The sequence below is a fragment of the Polynucleobacter sp. JS-Polo-80-F4 genome (genome assembly GCF_018881965.1).
In the GTDB taxonomy this organism is placed as follows: domain Bacteria; phylum Pseudomonadota; class Gammaproteobacteria; order Burkholderiales; family Burkholderiaceae; genus Polynucleobacter.
The window spans coordinates 584,329-606,076 of sequence record NZ_JACVPI010000001.1 but is presented as its reverse complement, the minus strand read 5'-3'; the positions used below and the strand labels follow the sequence as shown (position 1 = coordinate 606,076).

Sequence of the window (21,748 nt, the reverse complement as noted above, 5' to 3'; positions counted from 1 at the left end):
GCTGGGCTAGTCCTTGTTGTGAAATTGCCTCTAGTTTTCTCATTTCTCGGGAAAACCCCGATCCTATTTGATGGGGAATTACCCTAACTAGTGGATTTCTTTGAATTTTTTCAAAGCATAATCAATCCGTTGTTTTTTATTTAATAAAAATAGTTAGGAGCTACTGATGTCAACATCAACTAAAGCAGCCCCAATGACCCCTGAAGAGCGCAAAGTTATTTTTGCTTCCTCATTAGGTACAGTCTTTGAGTGGTACGACTTTTATCTTTACGGTTCTTTGGCTGCCGTTATTGCCAAGCAGTTTTTCTCAGGCTTAGATGCTGGCTCTGCCTTCATTTTCGCTTTGTTAGCTTTTGCTGCTGGTTTTATCGTTCGCCCATTCGGCGCATTGGTATTCGGTCGCTTAGGCGATTTGATTGGTCGTAAGTACACCTTCCTAGTAACCATCTTATTGATGGGCGGTGCGACCTTCATCGTAGGTATCCTGCCTAACTACGCAACTATCGGCGTTGCTGCCCCAGTTATCTTGATCGCATTACGTATGCTTCAAGGTTTAGCTTTGGGTGGTGAGTACGGTGGTGCTGCTACTTATGTTGCAGAACATGCTCCTAATGGTAAGCGTGGTGCATACACGGCGTGGATTCAGACAACAGCTACTCTTGGCTTGTTCCTCTCCTTGCTCGTGATTTTGTTCACACGTGAATTCACTGGTCCAGACTTTGATGTTTGGGGCTGGCGCGTTCCTTTCATCGCTTCTATCGCATTGCTTGGTATTTCTGTATGGATTCGTTTGTCCATGAATGAATCACCAGCTTTCAAGAAGATGAAAGAAGAAGGCAAATTGTCTAAAGCACCTTTGACAGAGTCATTCGGTCAATGGAAGAACTTGAAGATTGTTATCTTGGCATTGTTTGGTCTGGTTGCAGGTCAGGCAGTGGTTTGGTACACAGGTCAGTTCTACGCTTTGTTCTACCTGACACAAGTGTTGAAGGTGGATCCAAAGTCTGCAAACTTATTGATTGCTGCTTCATTGGTAATTGGTACACCATTCTTCGTTATTTTCGGTGCATGGTCTGACAAGATTGGCCGTAAAGTGATCATCATGGGTGGTTTGTTGATTGCTATTATTTTGTACATCCCTAACACACCAGTTTCCTTGTTCAATGGCTTAACCCACTTTGCTAACCCAGCGTTAGAAAAAGCGATGGCAACTGCACCAGCAACAATTACTGCTGATGTGAATGAATGTACATTCCAGTTCAACCCAACAGGTACAGCGAAGTTCACAAGTTCTTGCGATATTGCAAAGCAAGTGATGGCTTCAAACTCTGCTAGCTACAGCACTATTGCTGGTCCTGCAGGTGGTACAGCGGTTGTGAAGATTGGTGATACAGAAATCACTGGCTACACTGCTAAGGGTCTTGAGCCTGCTGATGCTAAGGCAAAAGATGCTGAGTTTAAGAAAGCAATTCGTGAGGCGTTGAATGCTGCTGGTTACCCTGTAAAGGCTGATCCTGCTGCAATTAACTACCCTGCAGTTCTTGGTATCTTGGTAATTTTGGTGCTATTGGTAACCATGGTTTATGGCCCAATTGCTGCGATGTTGGTTGAGATGTTCCCAACCCGCATTCGTTACACCTCTATGTCATTGCCATACCATATTGGTAACGGTTGGTTCGGTGGCTTGTTGCCAACGATCTCCTTCGCCTTGGTAGCGCAAAACGGTAATATTTACTACGGTCTCTGGTACCCAATCATCATCGCTGCGATGACATTGGTAATCGGTACACTGTTTGTTAAAGAAACCAAAGACGTAGATATCTACGCAAAAGACTAAGTCTTTTTGTCTGCATTAAATAAGAAACCCGATCAGAAATGGTCGGGTTTTTTTATTCCCACAAATCTTTTTGATTGCGATTATTTAAAAGCTTTTGATTTTGCTGGGCGATAGAGGTTTCTCTTGCACCTGGAATTAAAGTAATTGCGCCGCCGGCACTTAGTAACCCACTTTTTAAAACACGCAAATACCAACCACTAAAGCCAGATTGCAGCATTGCCTTGCTTGCACCTTTGTAGCCAACAGCGGCATTAAATTTAAAGCAGGGCTCACGGAGTTTGACAACCGCAAATTCCAATTCTCCGATTTGCAGTCGATCTCCAATAAATACTTCTGTTTCCAGTAATCCTTCGATTGTGAAGTTCTCGCCGATGGCGCCATGTTGAAGGTCGACTGGCTTCTTGGTTTCGCGAGTGAGCAGCTGATTCCAAAAGGGATAGTGCTCTGCTGGATAAACATAAACTGCCTTTTCAATGCCGCCATGTACCGATAGGTCTGCTTGTTCATCGCCTTTAACGCCAAGCATAGTAATTTCAGCCGGAGTAGGATTTTCTAGATCGCTCACCACTTTCTTGCGAATGGCAGAGGCAACTGACTTGTAGTCAGGATGATGATTGCCAAATAAAGGCGCTACCTTACCGGCTGATATTGACAGAAGTCTCATAGGATAGAGAGGGACTTATAAATATTGATTAGTAACGGCAGCGTGCATCACTCTTGTACTTGGTGAAGTACACAATGAGGTCAGCTTCGGACTTGTATTGGGTGTAGTAAATCACGGCACGTGCATCACTTTTGTATTTGGTATAGAACCAAACACCAGGCTCGTTATCGCTGGGGTATTGTGTGTCGTACACAATGCAATTAGCTTCTGATTGATATTTGGTGACGAAGACTTTGGCATTGGCTTCTGACGGGTAATTGGTGACGAAGATTTGGGCTGCTGAGGCGCAAAGAGGTGTGCAGAGACTCAATAATATTGAGATAAAAAGGCGCGAGAAAAATGGATTGATCATTTGGGAATATTACGCCTTCTGCATTTTGCTTGTGGCTTGGGATAATATGAATGCATGATGAAATTCTCTCAAAAGAAAATAGTTGTCGCACTTAGTCAATTGGCGCTGCTCATTTCTGCTGTCATGGTGAGTCAGAGCGTTTATGCCAAGTGGGACGAAGAGCGTGACATGACAACTAATGGCAAAGAAGAATTGATCTATTACTACAAGACTAATGAGCAGGGTCAAAAGCTCGTATTGGATAAGTATGTAAAGCGCCTTATTTTTATACGCCCTGATAAGTTTTATAAGCGCTCCATTAAGCAAATCAAAATTGATGGGGTGCCCGTAGATGTCAATAGTGATCCCTTTTCCCGCTACCCCGAGCAAACAGCCATTGTTTTTGAAAATAAGGACGAAGTACTCAAAAAGCTCTTTTTAGCCAAGAAAATTGAATTTAATGTGCTTTATGGCCGGGATGAGGCGCTTAGTACGTTCCAGATTAAATGAGGGCTCAATTGGGGCTTGGGGGTGGCAACCCCGTTTCCTTTAGACAGATAGGTTCTGATCATTTACAATAGCGAGTTCGGCGAATTAGCTCAGCTGGTTAGAGCGACGGAATCATAATCCGCAGGTCCGGGGTTCAAATCCCTGATTCGCCACCAAATCTAAAGGCCATTGCCCCTCGGCAGTGGCCTTTTTCTTAGGGTGCTGGGGATGGCTAAATTTTGGAACTTTGTTATTTTCCAGCTTGGTTGGTTTGCCTGTGTGCTGGGCGCGGCCAATAAACAAGTGCTTTGGGCGGTAGTGGCCACTCTGGCCTATATTGCCTTCCACGCCTGGCGCTCACCCACACCAAAAACAGAAATCAGTCTTTTGTTCAAGGCCTTCATCTTTGGCTTGGTGGCCGACACTCTCATCATGCATTTGGGTTATCTCGATTTTCGGGATGATTGGCCTGCACCGTTTTTATCACCGCTCTGGATGTGGGTCCTATGGGTACTGGTTGCCACTACTGTTAATGGTTCCTTGACTTGGTTGCGCGGCAGACCTGTTTTAGGGGCTGTTTTAGGGGGTGTTGCCGGCCCCATGTCCTACGAGGCAGGTATTCGGATGGGGGCTGGATCTTGGGTCCCTGGCAGCGAAATCACCGGCTTTATTCTCGTGGGAGTGGTCTGGGCGGTGGCTATACCCCTCTTTTTCTACTGGGACCGAGCTAATCAAGCCCAGCCTAGTAAAGAATCTGTAAATTCAGTTTAAAAGTCGCTTGCAAAGACCACTGTTTTTATATACAGTAACTCCTAAGTTGTTACACAGTAGATAAAACTTCGGGAAAAAGCCCAGTACACAGTGAAAAGGGAATTAAAAATGGCCTTGGATAACAAAAAGCAATCAGCCTCTTCAGAATTTGAAGGAATGAGCGGAGACAAGCAAAAAGCACTCACAGCAGCGCTGGCGCAAATTGAGAAACAGTTTGGCAAAGGTTCAATCATGAGATTGGGCGATGCTGAAATTAGTCAAGATATTCAGGTGGTATCCAGTGGTTCACTCGGTTTAGATATCGCTCTTGGAGTTGGCGGTCTTGCACGTGGTCGTGTGATTGAAATCTACGGACCAGAATCTTCTGGAAAAACTACTTTGACATTGCATGCAATTGCAGAAATGCAAAAGCTTGGCGGTACTTGTGCGTTTATCGACGCAGAGCACGCTTTGGATGTGCAGTACGCATCACGCCTTGGCGTTGATGTAAATAATTTATTGATCTCTCAACCAGACACTGGTGAGCAAGCTTTAGAAATCGCTGATGCATTAGTGCGTTCAGGTTCGATTGACCTAATCGTCATTGACTCAGTTGCCGCTTTGGTTCCAAGAGCTGAGATCGAAGGCGATATGGGCGACTCTTTACCGGGCTTACAGGCTCGTTTAATGAGTCAAGCTTTGCGTAAGTTGACTGGTGCCATCAAGCGCACCAACACTACTGTGATCTTCATTAACCAGATTCGCATGAAGATTGGTGTGATGTTTGGTTCCCCAGAAACTACTACTGGTGGTAACGCTCTGAAGTTCTACGCTTCTATGCGTTTAGATATCCGACGTATCGGTAGTATCAAAAAAGGTGATGAGGTCGTTGGTAATGAGACCCGTGTGAAGGTTGTGAAGAACAAAGTTTCTCCTCCGTTCCGCGAAGCGATTTTCGACATCATGTACGGTGCCGGTATTTCTAGAGAAGGCGAAATTATTGATATGGGTGTTGAAGCTGACCTCGTTGAAAAGTCAGGCTCTTGGTATAGCTATAACGGTGATCGTATTGGTCAAGGTAAAGATAATGTCCGTGAGTTCTTGAAAGAGAACCCTGCTATTGCTAAAGATATCGAAGCAAGAATTCGTGAGAAATTAGGTGTTAAATCTGGTTCAGCAGTAGTGACTGATGTGCTGAGCGAGGAAGAAGAAGTCGAATAACCGCGTTGAATAATTCAATGTCAGAATTAAGTAGCAATAAGAAGGTCAAACAAAGCCCGAGTCTCAAAGCTCGGGCTTTGCGCCTTTTGTCGCAGCGGGAATATAGCCGCAAAGGCTTGGCTACCAAGCTCGCTGAATCAGAGGCTAGGTGGAGTAAGTTAGGCGGCGAGCAGGCGGAGCAAACTCCGGAATCTAGGCATTCTCAAATTGAAGCTGTTTTGGATGATTTTGAGGCTCGCGGTTGGTTATCGGACGAGCGCTTTGCCGAAGCGCTCGTTCGCCGCAGGAGTGAGCGCTACGGAATGCGAAAGATTGCCGATGAGCTCGATAGGGCGGGAGTTGACGCCAAGCAGTCGGCCAAGCTTCTTGGGGTCCTCAAAGAGACTGAATTTCAGCGCGCCTTTGATCTTTGGACTAGAAAATACGGGGTGCGACCTCAGGACCAAAAGGAGAAAGCTAGGCAGTATCGATTTTTGGCTTCTAAGGGTTTTGGCTCGGAAGTGGTCGCAAAGGTGATCGGTGGCCAGAGTCCTGATTAGGGCAATTACGGATCAGCAAAGGCAATTTGCGGCGTTGCAGCATGATAGACTTAAGGAGTCGGTCAAGCCGTTCACATTTATTCAAATTTGGCTAATTTAGCTATTTCTAGAGTAAGCATGGGATTAAGGCAACATCGGTTTTACTAATCCTCAATGCTTGCTAAAAAAGATACCGTTTCGGAGTAATTATGAAAATTCACGAGTACCAAGGCAAAGAACTTCTTCGCCAATTTAATGTGCCAGTTCCTAACGGCATTCCTGCATTCAGTGTTGATGAGGCTGTGAAAGCTGCTGAAAAACTCGGTGGCCCTGTATGGGTTGTCAAGGCACAGATTCATGCTGGTGGTCGCGGTAAAGGCGGTGGCGTGAAATTGGCTAGAAGCATGGATGAAGTGAAGAAATACGCTTCTGAAATTTTGGGCATGCAGCTCAAGACGCATCAGACTGGACCAGAAGGTCAAAAAGTAAATCGTCTCTTAATTGAAGATGGCGCTGACATTAAAAAAGAGTACTACTTCAGTATCGTTACAGACCGTGGCACACAAAAGAATGTGATCATGGCTTCCAGCGAAGGCGGCATGGATATTGAGGAAGTTGCTGAATCTCATCCAGAAAAAATTATCAAAGTATTTGTTGATCCAATGATTGGCTTGACAGACGCAGATTGCGATATCGTTGCTAAAGGCATTGGCGTTCCTGAAGCGTCTATTCCGATGGCGCGTGATGTATTTAAAAATCTGTACAAGACTTATTGGGATACCGATGCTTCATTAGTCGAAATCAACCCATTGATTCTTGAAGGTAACGGCAAGATCAAGGCTTTGGACGCGAAGTTCAACTTTGATCCCAATGCATTGTTCCGTCATCCAGAAATCGTTGCTTATCGCGATATCGACGAAGAAGATGCTGCTGAAATCGAAGCATCAAAATTTGATCTAGCCTATATCTCATTGGACGGCAATATTGGCTGTTTAGTGAACGGTGCAGGTCTAGCAATGGCGACCATGGACACTATTAAGTTGTTCGGCGGCGAGCCAGCAAACTTCTTGGACGTTGGTGGTGGTGCTACAGCAGAAAAAGTTACTGAAGCATTCAAGATCATGTTGAAAAACAAGAGCGTCGAAGCAATTCTGGTGAACATCTTCGGCGGCATTATGCGCTGTGACGTGATTGCTGACGGTGTTGTTACTGCATGTAAAGCAGTAAACCTCACAGTACCTTTGGTTGTGCGTATGAAGGGCACAAACGAAGAGTTAGGTAAAAAGATTCTTGCTGACTCTGGTTTGCCAATTATTAGCGCCGATTCAATGGCTGAAGCTGCTACCAAGGTAGTCGCTGCTGTTGCCAAAAACAAATAATTCAGGAATTTCGATATGTCTATTTTGATCAATAAAAACACCAAAGTCATTACTCAAGGTATTACTGGTAAGACAGGTCAGTTCCACACTGAAAAATGTCAGGAATATGCAAACGGCAAAAACTGTTTTGTTGCTGGTGTAAATCCTAAAAAAGCTGGCGAGTCTATTTTTAACATTCCAATTTACGGAACTGTTAAAGAGGCTGCTCAGCAAACTGGCGCAACTACTTCTGTAATTTATGTTCCGCCTCCTGGTGCGGCTGCTGCGATTTGGGAAGCTGTTGAAGCTGACCTCGACTTCGTGATCTGTATTACTGAGGGCATTCCAGTACGTGACATGCTTGAAGTGCGCAACAAGATGCATGCTAAAGAAGCGGCTGGCGGCAAGAAGACTTTATTGTTAGGCCCTAACTGTCCAGGCATCATTACTCCAGATGAAATCAAGATCGGCATCATGCCTGGTCATATTCATAAGAAAGGCCGTATTGGCGTTGTTAGCCGTTCCGGTACATTGACTTATGAAGCAGTTGGTCAGTTGACATCCATTGGTTTAGGTCAGTCCACAGCGGTTGGTATTGGTGGCGACCCGATCAACGGCTTAAAGCACATCGACATCATGAGAATGTTCAATGAAGATCCAGAGACTGATGCTGTGATCATGATTGGCGAAATCGGTGGTCCAGATGAGGCTGAAGCTGCTCGCTGGTGCAAAGACAATATGAAAAAGCCAGTAGTTGGCTTTATTGCCGGCGTTACAGCGCCTCCAGGTAAGCGTATGGGTCACGCAGGTGCCTTGATCTCTGGTGGTGCTGATACTGCAGATGCCAAACTTGCCGTTATGGAAGAGTGTGGTTTCAAAGTAACAAAGAACCCATCAGAAATGGCTGCTTTGTTGAAAGCCATGTTGTAAATAGCGACAAGGAAAAGGATGCTGTTAACACAGCATCCTTTTTTAGTATTAAGTATTAGTAAAAATAAAATAAAACATAAAAAACGTAGGAGACATGATGGATTTATCAGTATTTTCAGGACCAGCATTTTGGGCCGCTCTTTTATCAATTATTGTTGCGAATATTTTGTTGTCGGGTGATAACGCAGTTGTGATTGCGCTCGCATCACGTAACTTGCCGCCAGTGCAGCAGAAAAAAGCTATTTTTTGGGGTAGTGCTGCGGCAATTATCTTGCGCGTAGTTCTTACAATTACTGCAGTTCAGTTATTGACCCTGCCATATCTCAAGATTGTCGGCGCCATATTGCTTCTTTATATCGGTGTTCAGCTTTTGGCGGATAGTGGTGAAGAAGAAGATATGCATGCCCATCCAAATATCTGGGGTGCGATTCGTACGATCTTGGTCGCTGACTTAGTAATGAGTCTAGACAACGTTTTAGCAGTAGCGGCTGCTGCTCAAAAGGGACCAGAAGAAACTCGCTTGGTACTACTCATCGTTGGCTTGGGTTTATCTATTCCGTTGATTATTTTTGGTAGTGCTTTGCTCTTAAAGGTAATGGATCGCTTCCCTATCATTATTACTTTGGGTGCCGGTTTATTGGGTCTACTTGCAGGCGGCATGTTGGTTGAAGATCCAGCAATCAAGGACTCTATGCAGGCAGCATTTGAAGATGCACACATGATTTTTGAGGGCATTGGGGTTGCCATCGTGCTTTTGGTTGGCACATATCTCAAAAAGAAGCAGAACCATAAAGAAGCTGCGTAATTTCTTCGCATCAAATCAGAAAAGCCGGCTGAACATGCCGGCTTTTTTATTGCTCGCTTCCTTGTGACTGTCTGCGAAAAATTGGATGATCGAGTATTTCAACTGGGGGATTAGAAGATATGCACAAGATTGATACGGATATTCAGGGCACTCAAAATATGAAAGTGAATCAAGAGTCTGGCTTTACCTTGATTGAGGTGATGGTCGTTGTGGCCATCATTGGTATCTTGGTTGCTGTGGCAGTGCCGCAGTATCAGGACTATATAGCCAGAAGTCGGGTGGTTGAGGGTATGAATTTATCCTCTAGTGCCAAGCTTGCGGTGACGGAGGCTTTTGCAAGTCGTGGAACCGTCCCCATGGATGAAGCGACGCATGGATCTTTTACATTTACTCCTACTCGTAGCGTGAAGTTAATTGAAATCACCACATCAGGCGCTATCGCGATTGACTATCAGGTGAGCGTTGCGCCTGAAGGCAAAAACACACTTCATTTGGTGCCAACAAACGAGCCTGATGCCAATTCTCCTAGGCCTATTGATTTATCCAAACCAGAAGGGGCAGCATGGGCAGGTGGATGGTCATGCAGGTCTACTGAGACAAATTTAATTCCTCAGTTATTGCCATCTGAGTGCAGGATAGTGAAGTAATTAATTAGTCTTCAATAAAAAAGCTGCCCATGAAGCAGCTTTTTTATTGAAGAATTTAGAGGTCTTTAGGATTGCTTCCATTCTCCAGACTTCCCGCCACTCTTCTCTAGCAGCCGCACATCACCCATTACCATTCCTCTGTCCACTGCTTTGCACATGTCGTAAATTGTGAGTAGGGCTACTTGGACTGCGGTGAGGGCTTCCATTTCGACACCAGTCGGCCCTGTAGTTTCTGCTCTAACTCGGCAGGTAATGCTACTTTCTGGAGAATTGGTTTGGAATTCCAAGCTAACGTGAGTCAGCGCCAACGGATGGCATAAAGGAATTAGATCCGATGTTCTTTTAGATGCCTGAATGCCTGCAATTCGGGCAATACCCAGGACATCACCCTTTTTGTGGGTGCCTGCGCCTACCATTTTGAAGGTTTCGGGAAGCATGGTGATTTTGCCAGTGGCGATCGCTATGCGATGGGTGTTAGGCTTATCGCCAACGTTTACCATGTGGGCTTGCCCGCTCGCATCAAAATGAGTTAGTTTGTTCATGGGATAAGTTTTACCATATAGAGATGCAAGATATAAAGTCCGTTACAAAAACCTCTTTATTGCACCGTGCTTTAGCCATTCAGCTGATGGTCGGGCTGACTTGCTCTGGATTTCCTGCTTATGCAGCCACCCCCGCTGGGGATGTATCTGTGGAGGGTAATTCAGCCGCTATTCAGAATATCGGCAGGGCAATGCAGTCGCCCGATGCACGTCCCGCTAATGCGCCTACACGCAGCTCTATGCAGAGTCAGCCAACGATTATTTTGCCTGACATGGGTGATCCCGGCGGAGATGCCTTAAGTAGAATGGATGAACGTAAGTATGGCGAAATGATCATGCGCCAGATTCGTCCAGATCCTGATTATTCGAATGACTTACCGCTCTATGATTTTTTAAATCAAATGGAACGTCGCCTTTTGCAGGCTGCTAAAAAGTTGCAACTTGGGGGCGCAAATGAGCAGGGAAGTGGCGCTTATAACTTTGAAGTCTTCGCTGTAAAAGATAGCAGTATTAATGCGTTTGCATTACCTGGCGGATTTATTGGCTTTCATACAGGTCTGATTGTGAGTGCTGATTCTGATTCCGAGGTTGCCTCAGTAATGGGGCATGAGACGGGTCACGTATTGCAACGGCATTTGGCACGTCAGATGGATAAGCAAACTACCAATATGATGATTGCTTTGGCAGGTATGGTCCTGGGTGCTTTAGCAGCTTCCCGCAATCCTTCTGCCGCCGCCGGTCTAATGCAGGGCGGTCAAGCGGTTGCAGTCAACAACCAGCTCTCATATTCCCGTGATGCGGAGCGTGAAGCAGATCGTATTGGATTTCAGATTCTGGATGCAAGTGGATACGATGTAAATGGTGCACCAGGATTCTTCCAGCGCCTACAAAAGGCTACCGGGATCATGGATAAAGGGGTGCCTGGCTATGTTCGAACCCACCCCTTAACAACAGATCGTATTGCGGATATGCAAGATAGAGCGAGGACCGTGGGGTCGCGTAATGTCCCAACCTCTGTCGAGTTTTATTTCATAAAAGCTCGAGCTCGCATGGAGCAATCAGGTACCTCTAGTGGAATGTATGACTTGAAAAATACTTTTGAGAGCTACAGTAAGCAGCAATCTATCGGTAAGCAATTAGAAGGTTTCTACGGACTTGCGTTGATAGCGCAACGCCAGGGAAAAATTGACCAGGCAGAGATTGATTTGCAGCAAGCGCGTAATCTAGCTCAGAAGGCAAGTGCCCCTGGATCTCCAGTCCAAAGACAAAGTCTTTCTCTGGATATCACCGCCTCTGAACTGGCATTGGCAAAAGGCAAAGGAGAAGAGGCGTTACAAATAGCCCAGGCTACTTTGCGAGCCTACCCCCAGTCTTATGCCGCTGGCGCTGCCATGATTAATGCCGAACTAAAGCTAGGCCGCACTAATGATGCTATTACATGGTTAAAGGCTCGCACAAGGTCTCAGCCTAACGAGATTGTTTGGTGGACCTTACTTTCTCAATCCTATGATCAGGCTAAAAATGTCCCTATGCGCCATTACGCTCTCGGGGAAAAATATGCTTTAGAGGGTGCTTGGCCCTCAGCAATTGAGCAGTTGAGAATTGCTCGCTCTGCTGGTGGCGCCGATTTTTATCAAGGATCTAGTATTGATGCGCGTTTGCGTGAAATGCAAAGGCAGTATTACGATGAGCTCAAGGAGCAGGGCAAGAAAATGCCAGGCTAGGGCTGCGGTTTTGGAATGTAATTAAAGCGGGAAGCTAGCTCTTCAGAGTGAATAGGATCCAAAGGCAATTGTTTATCCCGCCAAAACCATGACCCTCCAAAACTACAAGCTTCTTCATGTAGTTTGGCAAGCCCAGAAAACTGATCTAAATCGTGATCATGCAACAAAGCGATTGTTTGAATAGTACCCTCAGTAAATTGACTGTTCTTGCTATCGTTGCTGTTGTAAATCATTTGATTTGCGTTTCCGACAATATAAATATTGCCATTCTCATCACTTAGTGCTCCAGCTGGATCCATGCTTTGATGGCATTGGTTGATGAAACTGAGACCTTTGTCACTAGGAAGGATTCTTGTAATCCAGGGGGTAGCATCTAGTGTTATGTAAACGCGCTGTGGCCCATTCTGAAAAAAGTATCTACCGAGTTCGTCGCAGGCATAGTTACGTGCGATAAATTCTTTCAGAGCAATATGTTGAATTACTTGACCTGGGAGATTGTTCAGTTGTGTGAACTCATCACGCATACGCCATTGACCACGACGATCTAAGGCAAGCCAGCCATAGCAATCAGGCACATTTGGCCACTTTATCAGTGACCTAAGTACTTGATCATCCATGCTCTTTAGTGCAGACCGTGCGGCGTAGAAGGGGCGTCGAAAGTGTCTTCAGTAGAGTGACTGGCATGCAGGTGAGCAATACGCCAACCCTGACTATCTTGCAGTAGTACGAGCGTGATATTTAGAAAAAATTCTGCTTCAACTTGATCGGCCCTTAGGTGCACTGCTTCAGTGGTGTCGTATACCGCAGCACCTAAAACAGAGTGACTAATACAAGCGATCGGTTCTAAGAATAGAGGCTGCTTTGCCAGCAGCCTTTCTAGACCTTCTCTAATTTCTGCATGACCAGTTAAGCGATGACCCTCTGGGAGAACGCAGGTAATGGAATCATCATCTAGCCAAATATCCAGGGCGCCTTGAACATCACGATGACGTAAGGCATCTCGCCATGCTTCTACAACTTCATCTGCATTGTGAAAGAGTCTGGCAAGTTTAGTCATGGCTTACTGTTCCTGGGTTATGGCTGTAAGGTATTGAGTGTAGCGAATACTTGTTCCGGCAAGATGTCGTTTAAGCACTTTAAGTGACCGAGTGGACATTCTTTTTTATGGCATGGGCTGCAAGGCAGGTTAAGCCAAATGACTTTAGCTTTATCTGACAGTGGTGGAGTATGCGCTGGGTCGCTCGATCCAAAAATGGCGACTTGAGGGGTTTTCAGGGCTGCTGCAATATGCATTAATCCCGAGTCATTGCTGATAACGGCTTTACTCATACCAATCAGGGCAATAGCCTCATCAAGCGAGGTATCTCCACACCAGTTATGAATGTGACCATCTTGGCTCGCTTGAGACTGAATTTCTTGGGCAAGCGCATGATCGCCTTTGCTTCCCAAAAGAATGATCTGATTATTGGGGTTGCTGGCAATTAATTTTTTCGCCAATTGTGCAAAGTGACTGGTCGGCCAGCGTTTAGTTGGACCATATTCAGCACCAGGGCACATCACGTAGATATTAGCCGGATCAATATTGGCACTTTTTAATTTTGCCTGTACTGATTGATTTGCGGCAGCAGATACATTCAACTTTGGAGTGAGATTACTTGGTGCCGCAGCAGTTTGATCTTTATTGAGAAGTTGACTTAAGGCAAGATAGTGTTCGACCATTGGTGGACGATGAACTTTGCTTGGGTTATCCAGCGAAAAATTAATTAAGCCAAAGCGCACTTCGCCGCGATAGCCAATTCGAAAAGGAATATTAGCAAGCCAAGGAATTAATGCCGACTTTAAGCTATTTGGCAATACAAAACAGGCCTGATATTTTTTTACTGCAAGTGCTTTGGCGAGCTTCTTACGCAGACACCATTGCAATTGTTTATGTTCGAACTTTGCTTCGATGACTTCGTTAACTTCTGGGCAAGCACGATAGATGGGTGCCACCCAGGTGCTGGCGAGTACATCAATTTTTGCTTCTGGATATTGCTCTTTGATATTGGCCAGTAAAGGCTGAGTCATTACAGCATCCCCAATCCAGTTGGGGGCGATGATCAGAATACCGTGCATGTAATGCATCCCGACTCAGCACCCCAGGGGGTGCTGATAAGGTTTAGTGACCGTGCGGCTCGGTGCCGGGAATGAGTTTGTACTCTGTGCCACAGTATGGACATTTGGCTTCACCGGTTTCAGTAATATCTAAGAAAACTCGTGGGTGAGAGTTCCATGCTGGCGTTTTATTGGTGGGGCAGTGCAGCGGCAAATCTTTGCCATCCACCATTACAACTTGAGCTTGAGTCATGTGCTATTTCCTAATTACTGAAATTACTTAACGTAAGTGAGCCAAGATTTGTATTTATCATTTCTGCCGTAAACAGCATCAAAATACGTTTTCTGAATTTTCTCAGTGATCGGGCCACGCTTACCATCACCAATCGTGCGATCATCTAATTCACGGATTGGAGTTACTTCAGCAGCAGTACCGGTAAAGAATGCTTCATCCGCAGAATAGACTTCGTCACGGGTGATGCGTTTCTCACGCACTTCATATCCTAGGTCTTTTGCGATCTGAATAACGGAGTCACGAGTGATGCCGTCTAAACATGAAGCCAAGTCTGGCGTGTACACAATGCCATTGCGAACCATAAAGAGGTTTTCCCCAGAACCTTCGGAAACATACCCTTCGGTGTCGAGCAATAAAGCTTCATCGTATCCATTGGCAGTCACTTCTTGATTGGCCAAAATGGAGTTGATGTAGTAGCCAGATGCCTTAGCGCGAACCAAGGAAGAATTAACGAAATGGCGTGTAAATGACGAGGTTTTAACCCGAATACCTTTGTTAAGGCCATCTTCACCCAAGTAGGCACCCCATTCCCAAGCAGCGATCGAGGTATGGATGCTGTTGCCTTTAGGGGATATTCCAAGTTTTTGGGAGCCAATAAAGATAATTGGGCGGATATAGCAGGCTTCGAGCTTATTGCTGTTAACCACGTCAATAATGCCCTTGGTGATCTCTTCTGGGCTGAAAGGCATGCTCATTTGGAAGATCTTGGTGCCATTAAAAAGGCGCTTTACGTGCTCCGGGAGGCGGAAAACGGCGGTTCCCTGGGGGGTTTTGTAGGCTCGGATGCCCTCAAATACACCCATTCCGTAGTGCAGGCTATGGGTTAATACGTGAATATTGGCCTCGCGCCAAGGAATTAGCTTCCCATCAGTCCAAATAAAGCCATCGCGGTCAGACATCGACATTTTCTTTACCTTTTGTGTCTATTAATTATCTGTAATCCAGGCATCCGGCCGATCGGGTTTGGTCTTCCGGCCCAGAATGCATTCAAGTCCTTATTGTAGAGCAGGCAGGACAGTCTGTCGGCTTGGATCCTTAGGGGTAGTAGCTGGGCCAGAGCCTTTAGAATGGAGCCTTCCCCATAAACCATCTTATTCACCCAAACTCATGCCGGATTCCTTATTTAAAGTTAAGCGTTTAAGCGAATTAGCCCAATCAGGTCAATTAAAGGGTAAGCGGGTATTTATTCGTGCCGACCTTAATGTTCCTCAGGATGAGGCTGGCAACATTACTGAGGACACTCGCATTCGGGCATCGATGCCAGCAATGCAGATGTGTTTGGATGCTGGAGCAGCTGTGATGGTGACCTCCCATTTAGGACGTCCAACCGAGGGGGAATTTAAACCAGAAGATAGTTTGGCTCCCGTTGCTGATCGCATTGCTAGCTTATTGAATCGCAAGGTTCCATTAATTAGTGATTGGGTGAACGGAGGATTTGAAGTAAATCCTGGCGAGCTAGTGCTGCTAGAAAACTGTCGTCTCAATGTTGGTGAGAAAAAGAATAGCGACGAGTTAGCTAAAAAGATTGCTACATTGTGTGATGTCTATGTGAATGATGCATTCGGAACCGCTCACCGCGCTGAAGCTACTACCTATGGCGTAGCTAAGTTCGCACCAGTCGCTTGCGCTGGTCCTTTGATGGCCGCCGAATTGGATGCATTGAGTCGTGCATTGGCAAGTCCGAAGCGTCCTTTGGTGGCGATTGTTGCTGGCTCTAAAGTTTCTTCTAAGCTCACAATTCTGAAAGCGCTCTCTGAAAAAGTAGATGAGCTCATTGTTGGTGGCGGCATTGCGAATACCTTTATGTTAGCCAAAGGTTTGCCTATTGGTAAATCGCTTGCTGAGCCTGACTTGGTTGATGAAGCCAGAGAGATTATGGAAATCATGGAAAAGCGTGGCGCCCATGTTCCGATTCCAGAAGATGTTGTAGTTGCAAATGAATTGTCTCCATTAGCCCGCGCAAACCGGGTTGCATCTGATCAAGTGGCAGAGGATGACATGATTTTGGATATCGGTCCAAAGACTGCTGCGCGTTTATCCACCATGCTCGCTCACGCTGGCACGATTGTTTGGAATGGTCCATTGGGCGTATTTGAAATTGATCAATTTGGCGGTGGAACTAAGATGTTGGCTGCTGCTATTGCGCACTCACCTGCATTTTCTATTGCTGGTGGTGGCGATACTTTGGCGGCTATTGCGAAATACGGTATTGAGAATCAAGTGGATTACATCTCTACTGGTGGTGGCGCCTTCTTAGAATTCTTAGAAGGTAAAACCTTGCCAGCCTTTGCAGTACTTGCTGAAAGAGCGAAAGACTAACTATGTTGAGAGCAACAAAGATCATTGCAACTTTAGGGCCCGCTTCCGAAAAGCCTGAAGTCTTGCGTGACATGATCCGTGCTGGTGTAGATGTTGTGCGGATGAACTTCTCTCACGGCACTGTTGCCGACCATAAGGCGCGTCATGACTTAGTGCGCACAATTTCTGCGGAAGCAGGTAAAGAAGTTGGCATTATGGCTGACTTACAAGGCCCTAAAATTCGTGTCGGTAAATTTGCTGATAGCAAAATTCTCCTAAAAGAAGGTGACAAATTTACTCTGGATGTGGCTTGCGAGCTTGGCGATCAAACCAAAGTAGGTCTTGATTACAAAGAGCTACCAGGCGATGTAAAACCGGGCGATCGTCTTTTGTTAAATGATGGTTTAGTTGTTCTGACAGTTGACAGTGTTAAAGGCGGAGAGATTTTTACTATTGTTGAGCAAGGCGGCCCCCTCTCCAACAACAAAGGCATCAATCGTGCTGGTGGCGGCTTGACTGCGCCCGCACTGACTGAAAAAGATATTGCTGATTTAGATGCTGCCATTGCGATGGGCGTGGATTTCTTGGCTATCAGCTTTCCTAAAGACGGTGCCGATATGGCCTATGCCCGTAAGTTGGCTGATGCCGCTAGTGCTAAGTATGGTGTTGGCAAAGTCAGAACGATTGCCAAAGTAGAGCGTGCAGAAGCGATTGAACCTGAAGCGCTGAAAAGTATTATTGCTGAGAGTGATGGCATCATGGTTGCTCGCGGTGACCTCGCAATTGAAGTAGGCAATGCCGCAGTTCCAGCCTTGCAAAAACGCATGATTAAGTGGGCGCGTGAAGCGGACAAATTTACGATTACCGCTACGCAAATGATGGAGTCCATGATTAATGCCCCAGTTCCTACTCGTGCTGAAGTGAGTGACGTGGCAAATGCTGTACTTGATGGCACTGATGCAGTGATGCTATCCGCAGAATCTGCAGCAGGTAGTTATCCTGTGCAGACGATTAAGGCGATGGCAGAAATTTGTATTGAGGCTGAGAAATCCGACCTTGTGAAGCTCGATACCGACTTCCTAGACCAGACTTTTACCCGCATTGATCAAACGATTGCTTTAGGAGCTTTATTTACAGCGCATCACCTGAATGCCGATGCTATTGCTGCATTGACTGATTCTGGCTCAACGGCGATTTGGATGAGTCGTCATAATATTCACGTGCCAATCTTTGCATTGACATCGAAGATTGCAACCCAGCGCGCTTTAAGTACCTATCGTAATGTCACGCCGATTGGCTTGGACTACACCAAAGACCGTGATACTGCCTTGCAAGAGGTAGAGGCTTGCTTGAAAAAAGTGGGCGCCGTTAAAAAAGGTGACACTGTAGTGTTAACTTCTGGTGAGCCGATGGGCGAACCCGGTGGAACCAATACCCTTAAGATTATTCATGTGAAGTAATTCACCCTGAAAACAGACTTACAACAGATTTATTTTTAACTTCATTACTATTTATTAAGAGAACACCATGGCTTTAGTATCTTTAAGACAACTCTTGGATCATGCTGCTGAAAATGGTTACGGCCTGCCAGCGTTTAACGTGAATAACTTGGAGCAAGTAACTGCGATTATGGAAGCGGCGAATGAGGCTGATTCCCCGGTCATCATGCAAGCTTCAGCAGGCGCTCGTAAATATGCTGGTGAAGCATTTTTACGCCATCTGATTTCTGCTGCGGTTGAGGCTTATCCTCATATTCCGGTGGTAATGCACCAGGATCATGGTCAAAGCCCTGCAGTATGTATGGCAGCAATCAAGAGCGGCTTTACTAGCGTAATGATGGATGGTTCATTGGAAGCAGATGGCAAGAGTGTTGCTAGCTACGAGTACAACGTCGACGTATCCAAAGAGGTAGTAAAGTTCTCTCACTCTATTGGGGTTACTGTTGAGGCTGAGTTAGGTGTTTTGGGCTCACTTGAGACTATGCAGGGCGATAAGGAAGATGGCCACGGCGCTGATGGCAAGATGACTCGCGAGCAGTTGCTAACCGACGTAGAACAGGCTGCTGATTTTGTGAAGGCAACCCAATGCGATGCTTTAGCGATTGCTATTGGTACTAGTCACGGTGCTTATAAGTTCACCAAAAAGCCAACAGGCGATATTTTGGCTATCGATCGCATTAAAGAAATTCATGCGCGTATTCCGAATACGCATTTGGTAATGCATGGTTCTTCTAGCGTTCCTCAAGAGTTGCTGGCGGAGATTCGTGAATTCGGTGGCGACATGAAAGAGACTTATGGCGTTCCTGTTGAAGAGATTCAAGAAGGCATTAAGAATGGCGTACGCAAGATCAATATTGATACCGATATCCGTTTGGCAATGACTGGCGCGATCCGTCGTTACTTTATTGAAAACCCATCCAAGTTTGACCCACGCGATTATTTAAAGCCTGCTCGTGAAGCTGCTAAAAAGGTTTGTATTGCTCGTTTCCAGGCCTTTGGTTCTGCTGGACAAGCCTCCAAAATTAAGCCGATTCCTTTAGAGAAGATGGCCGAGCTCTATAAGAGCGGAAAATTAACTCAAATTGTGAAGTGATTTAACTATGCCAGCTCTTTACGCTACCTCCATTAAGTCATTGCCTCTGTTGTCCAAAGGTAAAGTGCGCGATGTTTATGCATTAGATGATGACAAATTGCTAATGATTACAACTGACCGCCTGTCCGCATTTGACGTGGTGATGGGTGAGCCTATTCCTGAGAAGGGTGTGGTTCTGAATCAAATGGCTAATTTTTGGTTTGATAAATTGGCGTCTGTTATTCCAAATCATTTGACTGGGATTGACCCAGCTACTGTTGTTACTACAGATGAAGTTGATCAGGTTATAGGCCGTGCGGTTGTGGCTAAGCGTTTGAAGCCAATATTGGTTGAAGCAGTAGTTCGTGGTTATTTAGCGGGAAGTGGCTGGAAAGATTACAAAGAAACTGGCAAGGTATGCGGCATTGCTTTACCGGAAGGTTTGGAAAATGCCCAAAAATTGCCTGAGCCGATTTTTACTCCAGCGGCTAAAGCTGAAGTCGGTGAGCATGATGAAAATATCTCATTTGAAAAAGTGATCGAGATGATTGGCGAAAAGTTGGCCAATCAAATTCGTGAAGTGAGTATTCGTTTGTACAAAGAGGCTTCCGAATACGCTGCGACTCGCGGCATCATCATTGCCGATACCAAGTTTGAGTTTGGATTAGATGTCAATGGCCAGTTGGTGTTGATGGATGAGATATTAACCGCTGACTCTTCTCGTTTTTGGCCAGCGGAGACTTACTATGTGGGCTCAAACCCACCCTCTTATGACAAGCAGTTTGTGCGAGATTGGCTTGAAACCGCTATGGTGGATGGCAAGTTATGGCCTAAAACAGCCCCTGCGCCTCAATTGCCAGCAGATGTCATTGAAAAGACTGCCCAAAAGTACCGTGAAGCCCTTACCCGCTTAACTCAGAAGACGTAACTCAGGGATAATAGAGTCCTTAATAGATGGCAAGTAAATATTTAGGGCATTTGGAGAGGTAAATGAGCAAGAAGCCAATCGTCGGAATAGTGATGGGATCCAATTCAGATTGGGACACCATGCAGCACGCTGCTCAAATGCTCGAGCAATTTGGCATTGCTCATGAGGCAAAAGTCCTCTCCGCGCATCGTATGCCTGACGATATGTTCCAGTATGCAGAAAAGGCACAAGCCAATGGCCTGCAGGCAATTATTGCTGGAGCAGGTGGCGCAGCCCATTTACCAGGCATGCTTGCATCTAAGACTATTGTTCCAGTTTATGGTGTTCCCGTTGCAAGCAAATATTTGCGCGGTGAAGATTCTCTCTATTCCATTGTGCAGATGCCAAAGGGTATCCCGGTTGCTACTTTTGCGATTGGTGAAGCTGGTGCAGCTAATGCCGCACTTCATGTGATTGCTGGTTTGGCTTTACATGATGCTGATTTGGCTAAGCGCCTAGAAGATTTCCGTGCAAAACAGTCTGATACTGCACGTTCAATGAATTTGCCGGGATATTAATTACATGGCAGATCGTATGGAACCCATTTTGCCGGGTTCGTATTTAGGAATTTTAGGTGGCGGTCAATTGGGGCGAATGTTTACCCAAGCTGCTCAAGCGATGGGCTATAAAGTCTGCGTCCTTGATCCAGGATCTGACAGCCCTGCTGGCTCCATTGCAGAGAAGTTTATTCAAGCTGATTACACTGATAGTGCCGCTTTAAAAGAGATGGCCTCCCTATGTTCATCAGTGAGTACTGAATTTGAAAATGTCCCTGCTCAAGCTTTAGATGAGTTGGAGTCTCTGGGTGTCTTTGTGGCGCCGCGCAGTAGTTGTGTTTCTTTGGCGCAGAACCGCATTGCTGAGAAAAATTTCTTAGCTACTTGGAAATCAGAAACCAATATTGGTCCGGCCCCCAACTTTGTGATTGAGCATGAGGCAGATATTGCCCATACTCCAACAGATCTCTTTCCTGGAATCTTAAAAACTGCTCGTATGGGTTATGACGGTAAGGGTCAGGCGACTGTATATACATTGGAAGATTTAACAGCTGCATGGATTGAATTTGGGCGCGTACCTTGCGTGCTCGAAAAGCGCATGGAGTTAGATTTTGAAGTGTCCGCTTTGGTAGTGCGCGGTTATGACGACGCTGTAGTGGCCTATCCAGTGGCTCAAAATATTCATCGCAATGGTATTTTGCATACCTCGACTGTGCCAGCCCCGTCACTTAAGCCTGCTCAAGAGAAGAAAATTATTGATGCAGCTAAGGCACTTATTCGGAAGATTGATTACGTTGGTGTTCTTTGTGTAGAGTTTTTTGTTCTCAAGAATGGGGACATTGTTGCTAACGAAATAGCGCCACGCCCACATAACTCTGGTCACTACACTATGGATGCTTGTGTGAGCAGCCAGTTCGAGCAGCAGGTGAGAGCTATGGCAAGATTGCCTTTGGGTGATACCCGTCAGTTAGCCCCTGTATCCATGCTGAACTTATTGGGCGATCTTTGGTTTGAAGGTAGCGAAGACAAAGCGCGCGAACCAGCTTGGAACAAAGTGCTTGCTCATCCTGATGCGAAGTTACATCTTTACGGTAAGTCTGCCCCCCGCATTGGTAGAAAAATGGGTCACATTAACTGCTTAGGTGAAGCCCTCAATGAGGCTCGCCAAAATTGCGCAGCTGTTGCTATTGAATTAGGGATCGAGCCCTAG

The 21,748-nt window shown here is 45.8% G+C and carries 24 protein-coding genes and 1 tRNA gene; 17 read left to right on the top strand and 8 right to left on the bottom strand.

What is annotated here, in order from left to right; genetic code table 11:
- Positions 1-166 precede the first annotated feature (166 nt).
- On the top strand, positions 167-1,837 hold the full coding sequence (locus ICN20_RS02970) for an MFS transporter (RefSeq protein WP_216238032.1): 1,671 nt from the start codon (positions 167-169) through the stop codon (positions 1,835-1,837).
- A gap of 52 nt (positions 1,838-1,889) precedes the next feature.
- Here ICN20_RS02970 and ICN20_RS02965 read toward each other — a convergent pair whose 3' ends face one another.
- Positions 1,890-2,501: an MOSC domain-containing protein gene (locus ICN20_RS02965; RefSeq protein WP_216238031.1), complete on the bottom strand. Its 612-nt coding sequence runs from the start codon at positions 2,499-2,501 to the stop codon at positions 1,890-1,892.
- 28 nt (positions 2,502-2,529) lie between these two features.
- Entirely contained in the window at positions 2,530-2,853 is a 324-nt protein-coding gene (locus ICN20_RS02960) for a DUF6150 family protein (protein ID WP_216238030.1), read from the bottom strand.
- A 54-nt stretch (positions 2,854-2,907) separates the two neighbouring features.
- Between ICN20_RS02960 and ICN20_RS02955 the strand changes: the two genes are divergently transcribed.
- The 9 genes from ICN20_RS02955 (at position 2,908) to ICN20_RS02915 (ending at position 9,550) form a co-directional block, all read left to right on the top strand.
- Positions 2,908-3,342, top strand: a complete 435-nt coding sequence (locus ICN20_RS02955; RefSeq protein WP_216238029.1) for a hypothetical protein — start codon at positions 2,908-2,910, stop codon at positions 3,340-3,342.
- 78 nt (positions 3,343-3,420) lie between these two features.
- Positions 3,421-3,497, top strand: a tRNA-Met gene (locus ICN20_RS02950).
- Positions 3,498-3,549: 52 nt separating this feature from the next.
- Entirely contained in the window at positions 3,550-4,092 is a 543-nt protein-coding gene (locus ICN20_RS02945; protein ID WP_216238028.1) for a DUF2878 domain-containing protein, read from the top strand.
- A gap of 114 nt (positions 4,093-4,206) precedes the next feature.
- Positions 4,207-5,292, top strand: coding sequence for a recombinase RecA (recA, locus tag ICN20_RS02940; protein WP_370623815.1), 1,086 nt, complete (start codon positions 4,207-4,209; stop codon positions 5,290-5,292).
- Positions 5,293-5,309: 17 nt separating this feature from the next.
- Entirely contained in the window at positions 5,310-5,831 is a 522-nt protein-coding gene (gene recX, locus ICN20_RS02935) for a recombination regulator RecX (protein WP_216238027.1), read from the top strand.
- 188 nt (positions 5,832-6,019) lie between these two features.
- On the top strand, positions 6,020-7,189 hold the full coding sequence (gene sucC, locus ICN20_RS02930; RefSeq protein ID WP_216152419.1) for an ADP-forming succinate--CoA ligase subunit beta: 1,170 nt from the start codon (positions 6,020-6,022) through the stop codon (positions 7,187-7,189).
- A 15-nt stretch (positions 7,190-7,204) separates the two neighbouring features.
- A complete protein-coding gene (gene sucD, locus ICN20_RS02925; protein ID WP_215347738.1) occupies positions 7,205-8,098 on the top strand; it encodes a succinate--CoA ligase subunit alpha in 894 nt (297 codons plus the stop codon).
- A 97-nt stretch (positions 8,099-8,195) separates the two neighbouring features.
- A complete protein-coding gene (locus ICN20_RS02920) occupies positions 8,196-8,903 on the top strand; it encodes a TerC family protein (protein WP_216240184.1) in 708 nt (235 codons plus the stop codon).
- Between the two features lie 119 nt (positions 8,904-9,022).
- On the top strand, positions 9,023-9,550 hold the full coding sequence (locus ICN20_RS02915; RefSeq protein WP_216860180.1) for a pilin: 528 nt from the start codon (positions 9,023-9,025) through the stop codon (positions 9,548-9,550).
- Between the two features lie 65 nt (positions 9,551-9,615).
- Here the strand turns inward: ICN20_RS02915 and moaC are convergent, their stop codons facing one another.
- Complete coding sequence (gene moaC / locus ICN20_RS02910) at positions 9,616-10,092, bottom strand: cyclic pyranopterin monophosphate synthase MoaC (protein WP_216238026.1); 477 nt, start codon at positions 10,090-10,092, stop codon at positions 9,616-9,618.
- A 23-nt stretch (positions 10,093-10,115) separates the two neighbouring features.
- On the opposite strand from moaC, the gene ICN20_RS02905 reads away from it, so the two are divergent.
- Complete coding sequence (locus tag ICN20_RS02905) at positions 10,116-11,816, top strand: M48 family metalloprotease (protein WP_216238025.1); 1,701 nt, start codon at positions 10,116-10,118, stop codon at positions 11,814-11,816.
- Here the strand turns inward: ICN20_RS02905 and ICN20_RS02900 are convergent.
- Genes ICN20_RS02900 through ICN20_RS02880 form a run of 5 tightly spaced genes read right to left on the bottom strand, consistent with a single transcriptional unit; the run spans position 11,813 to position 15,110 of the window.
- Positions 11,813-12,433 (bottom strand): DUF2946 family protein, encoded by a 621-nt coding sequence (locus ICN20_RS02900; protein WP_216238024.1) that lies wholly within the window; start codon positions 12,431-12,433, stop codon positions 11,813-11,815. The two genes, ICN20_RS02905 and ICN20_RS02900, sit on opposite strands and share 4 nt — an antisense overlap.
- A gap of 5 nt (positions 12,434-12,438) precedes the next feature.
- The gene (locus tag ICN20_RS02895; RefSeq protein WP_216226482.1) at positions 12,439-12,873 is read right to left on the bottom strand and encodes a nuclear transport factor 2 family protein; all 435 of its coding nucleotides are present in this window, start codon (positions 12,871-12,873) and stop codon (positions 12,439-12,441) included.
- A 17-nt stretch (positions 12,874-12,890) separates the two neighbouring features.
- Positions 12,891-13,931 carry a lipopolysaccharide heptosyltransferase II gene (gene waaF, locus ICN20_RS02890; RefSeq protein WP_216238023.1) on the bottom strand — a complete coding sequence of 347 codons (1,041 nt, stop codon included), beginning with the start codon at positions 13,929-13,931 and terminating at the stop codon, positions 12,891-12,893.
- Between the two features lie 43 nt (positions 13,932-13,974).
- Entirely contained in the window at positions 13,975-14,163 is a 189-nt protein-coding gene (locus ICN20_RS02885; protein ID WP_072582777.1) for a zinc-finger domain-containing protein, read from the bottom strand.
- A 23-nt stretch (positions 14,164-14,186) separates the two neighbouring features.
- Positions 14,187-15,110: a branched-chain amino acid transaminase gene (locus ICN20_RS02880; protein WP_216238022.1), complete on the bottom strand. Its 924-nt coding sequence runs from the start codon at positions 15,108-15,110 to the stop codon at positions 14,187-14,189.
- Between the two features lie 202 nt (positions 15,111-15,312).
- Here ICN20_RS02880 and ICN20_RS02875 point away from each other — a divergent pair, with 202 nt between their 5' ends.
- The 6 genes from ICN20_RS02875 to ICN20_RS02850 all read left to right on the top strand — a co-directional run bounded on the left by ICN20_RS02875 (position 15,313) and on the right by ICN20_RS02850 (position 21,748).
- Positions 15,313-16,524, top strand: coding sequence for a phosphoglycerate kinase (locus tag ICN20_RS02875; RefSeq protein WP_216238021.1), 1,212 nt, complete (start codon positions 15,313-15,315; stop codon positions 16,522-16,524).
- Positions 16,525-16,526: 2 nt separating this feature from the next.
- The gene (pyk, locus tag ICN20_RS02870; protein WP_216238020.1) at positions 16,527-17,963 is read left to right on the top strand and encodes a pyruvate kinase; all 1,437 of its coding nucleotides are present in this window, start codon (positions 16,527-16,529) and stop codon (positions 17,961-17,963) included.
- 67 nt (positions 17,964-18,030) lie between these two features.
- The gene (gene fba, locus ICN20_RS02865; RefSeq protein ID WP_215358596.1) at positions 18,031-19,095 is read left to right on the top strand and encodes a class II fructose-bisphosphate aldolase; all 1,065 of its coding nucleotides are present in this window, start codon (positions 18,031-18,033) and stop codon (positions 19,093-19,095) included.
- A gap of 7 nt (positions 19,096-19,102) precedes the next feature.
- Positions 19,103-20,002 carry a phosphoribosylaminoimidazolesuccinocarboxamide synthase gene (locus tag ICN20_RS02860; RefSeq protein ID WP_216238019.1) on the top strand — a complete coding sequence of 300 codons (900 nt, stop codon included), beginning with the start codon at positions 19,103-19,105 and terminating at the stop codon, positions 20,000-20,002.
- A gap of 62 nt (positions 20,003-20,064) precedes the next feature.
- A complete protein-coding gene (gene purE, locus ICN20_RS02855; RefSeq protein ID WP_215391599.1) occupies positions 20,065-20,559 on the top strand; it encodes a 5-(carboxyamino)imidazole ribonucleotide mutase in 495 nt (164 codons plus the stop codon).
- A gap of 4 nt (positions 20,560-20,563) precedes the next feature.
- Complete coding sequence (locus ICN20_RS02850) at positions 20,564-21,748, top strand: 5-(carboxyamino)imidazole ribonucleotide synthase (protein ID WP_216238018.1); 1,185 nt, start codon at positions 20,564-20,566, stop codon at positions 21,746-21,748.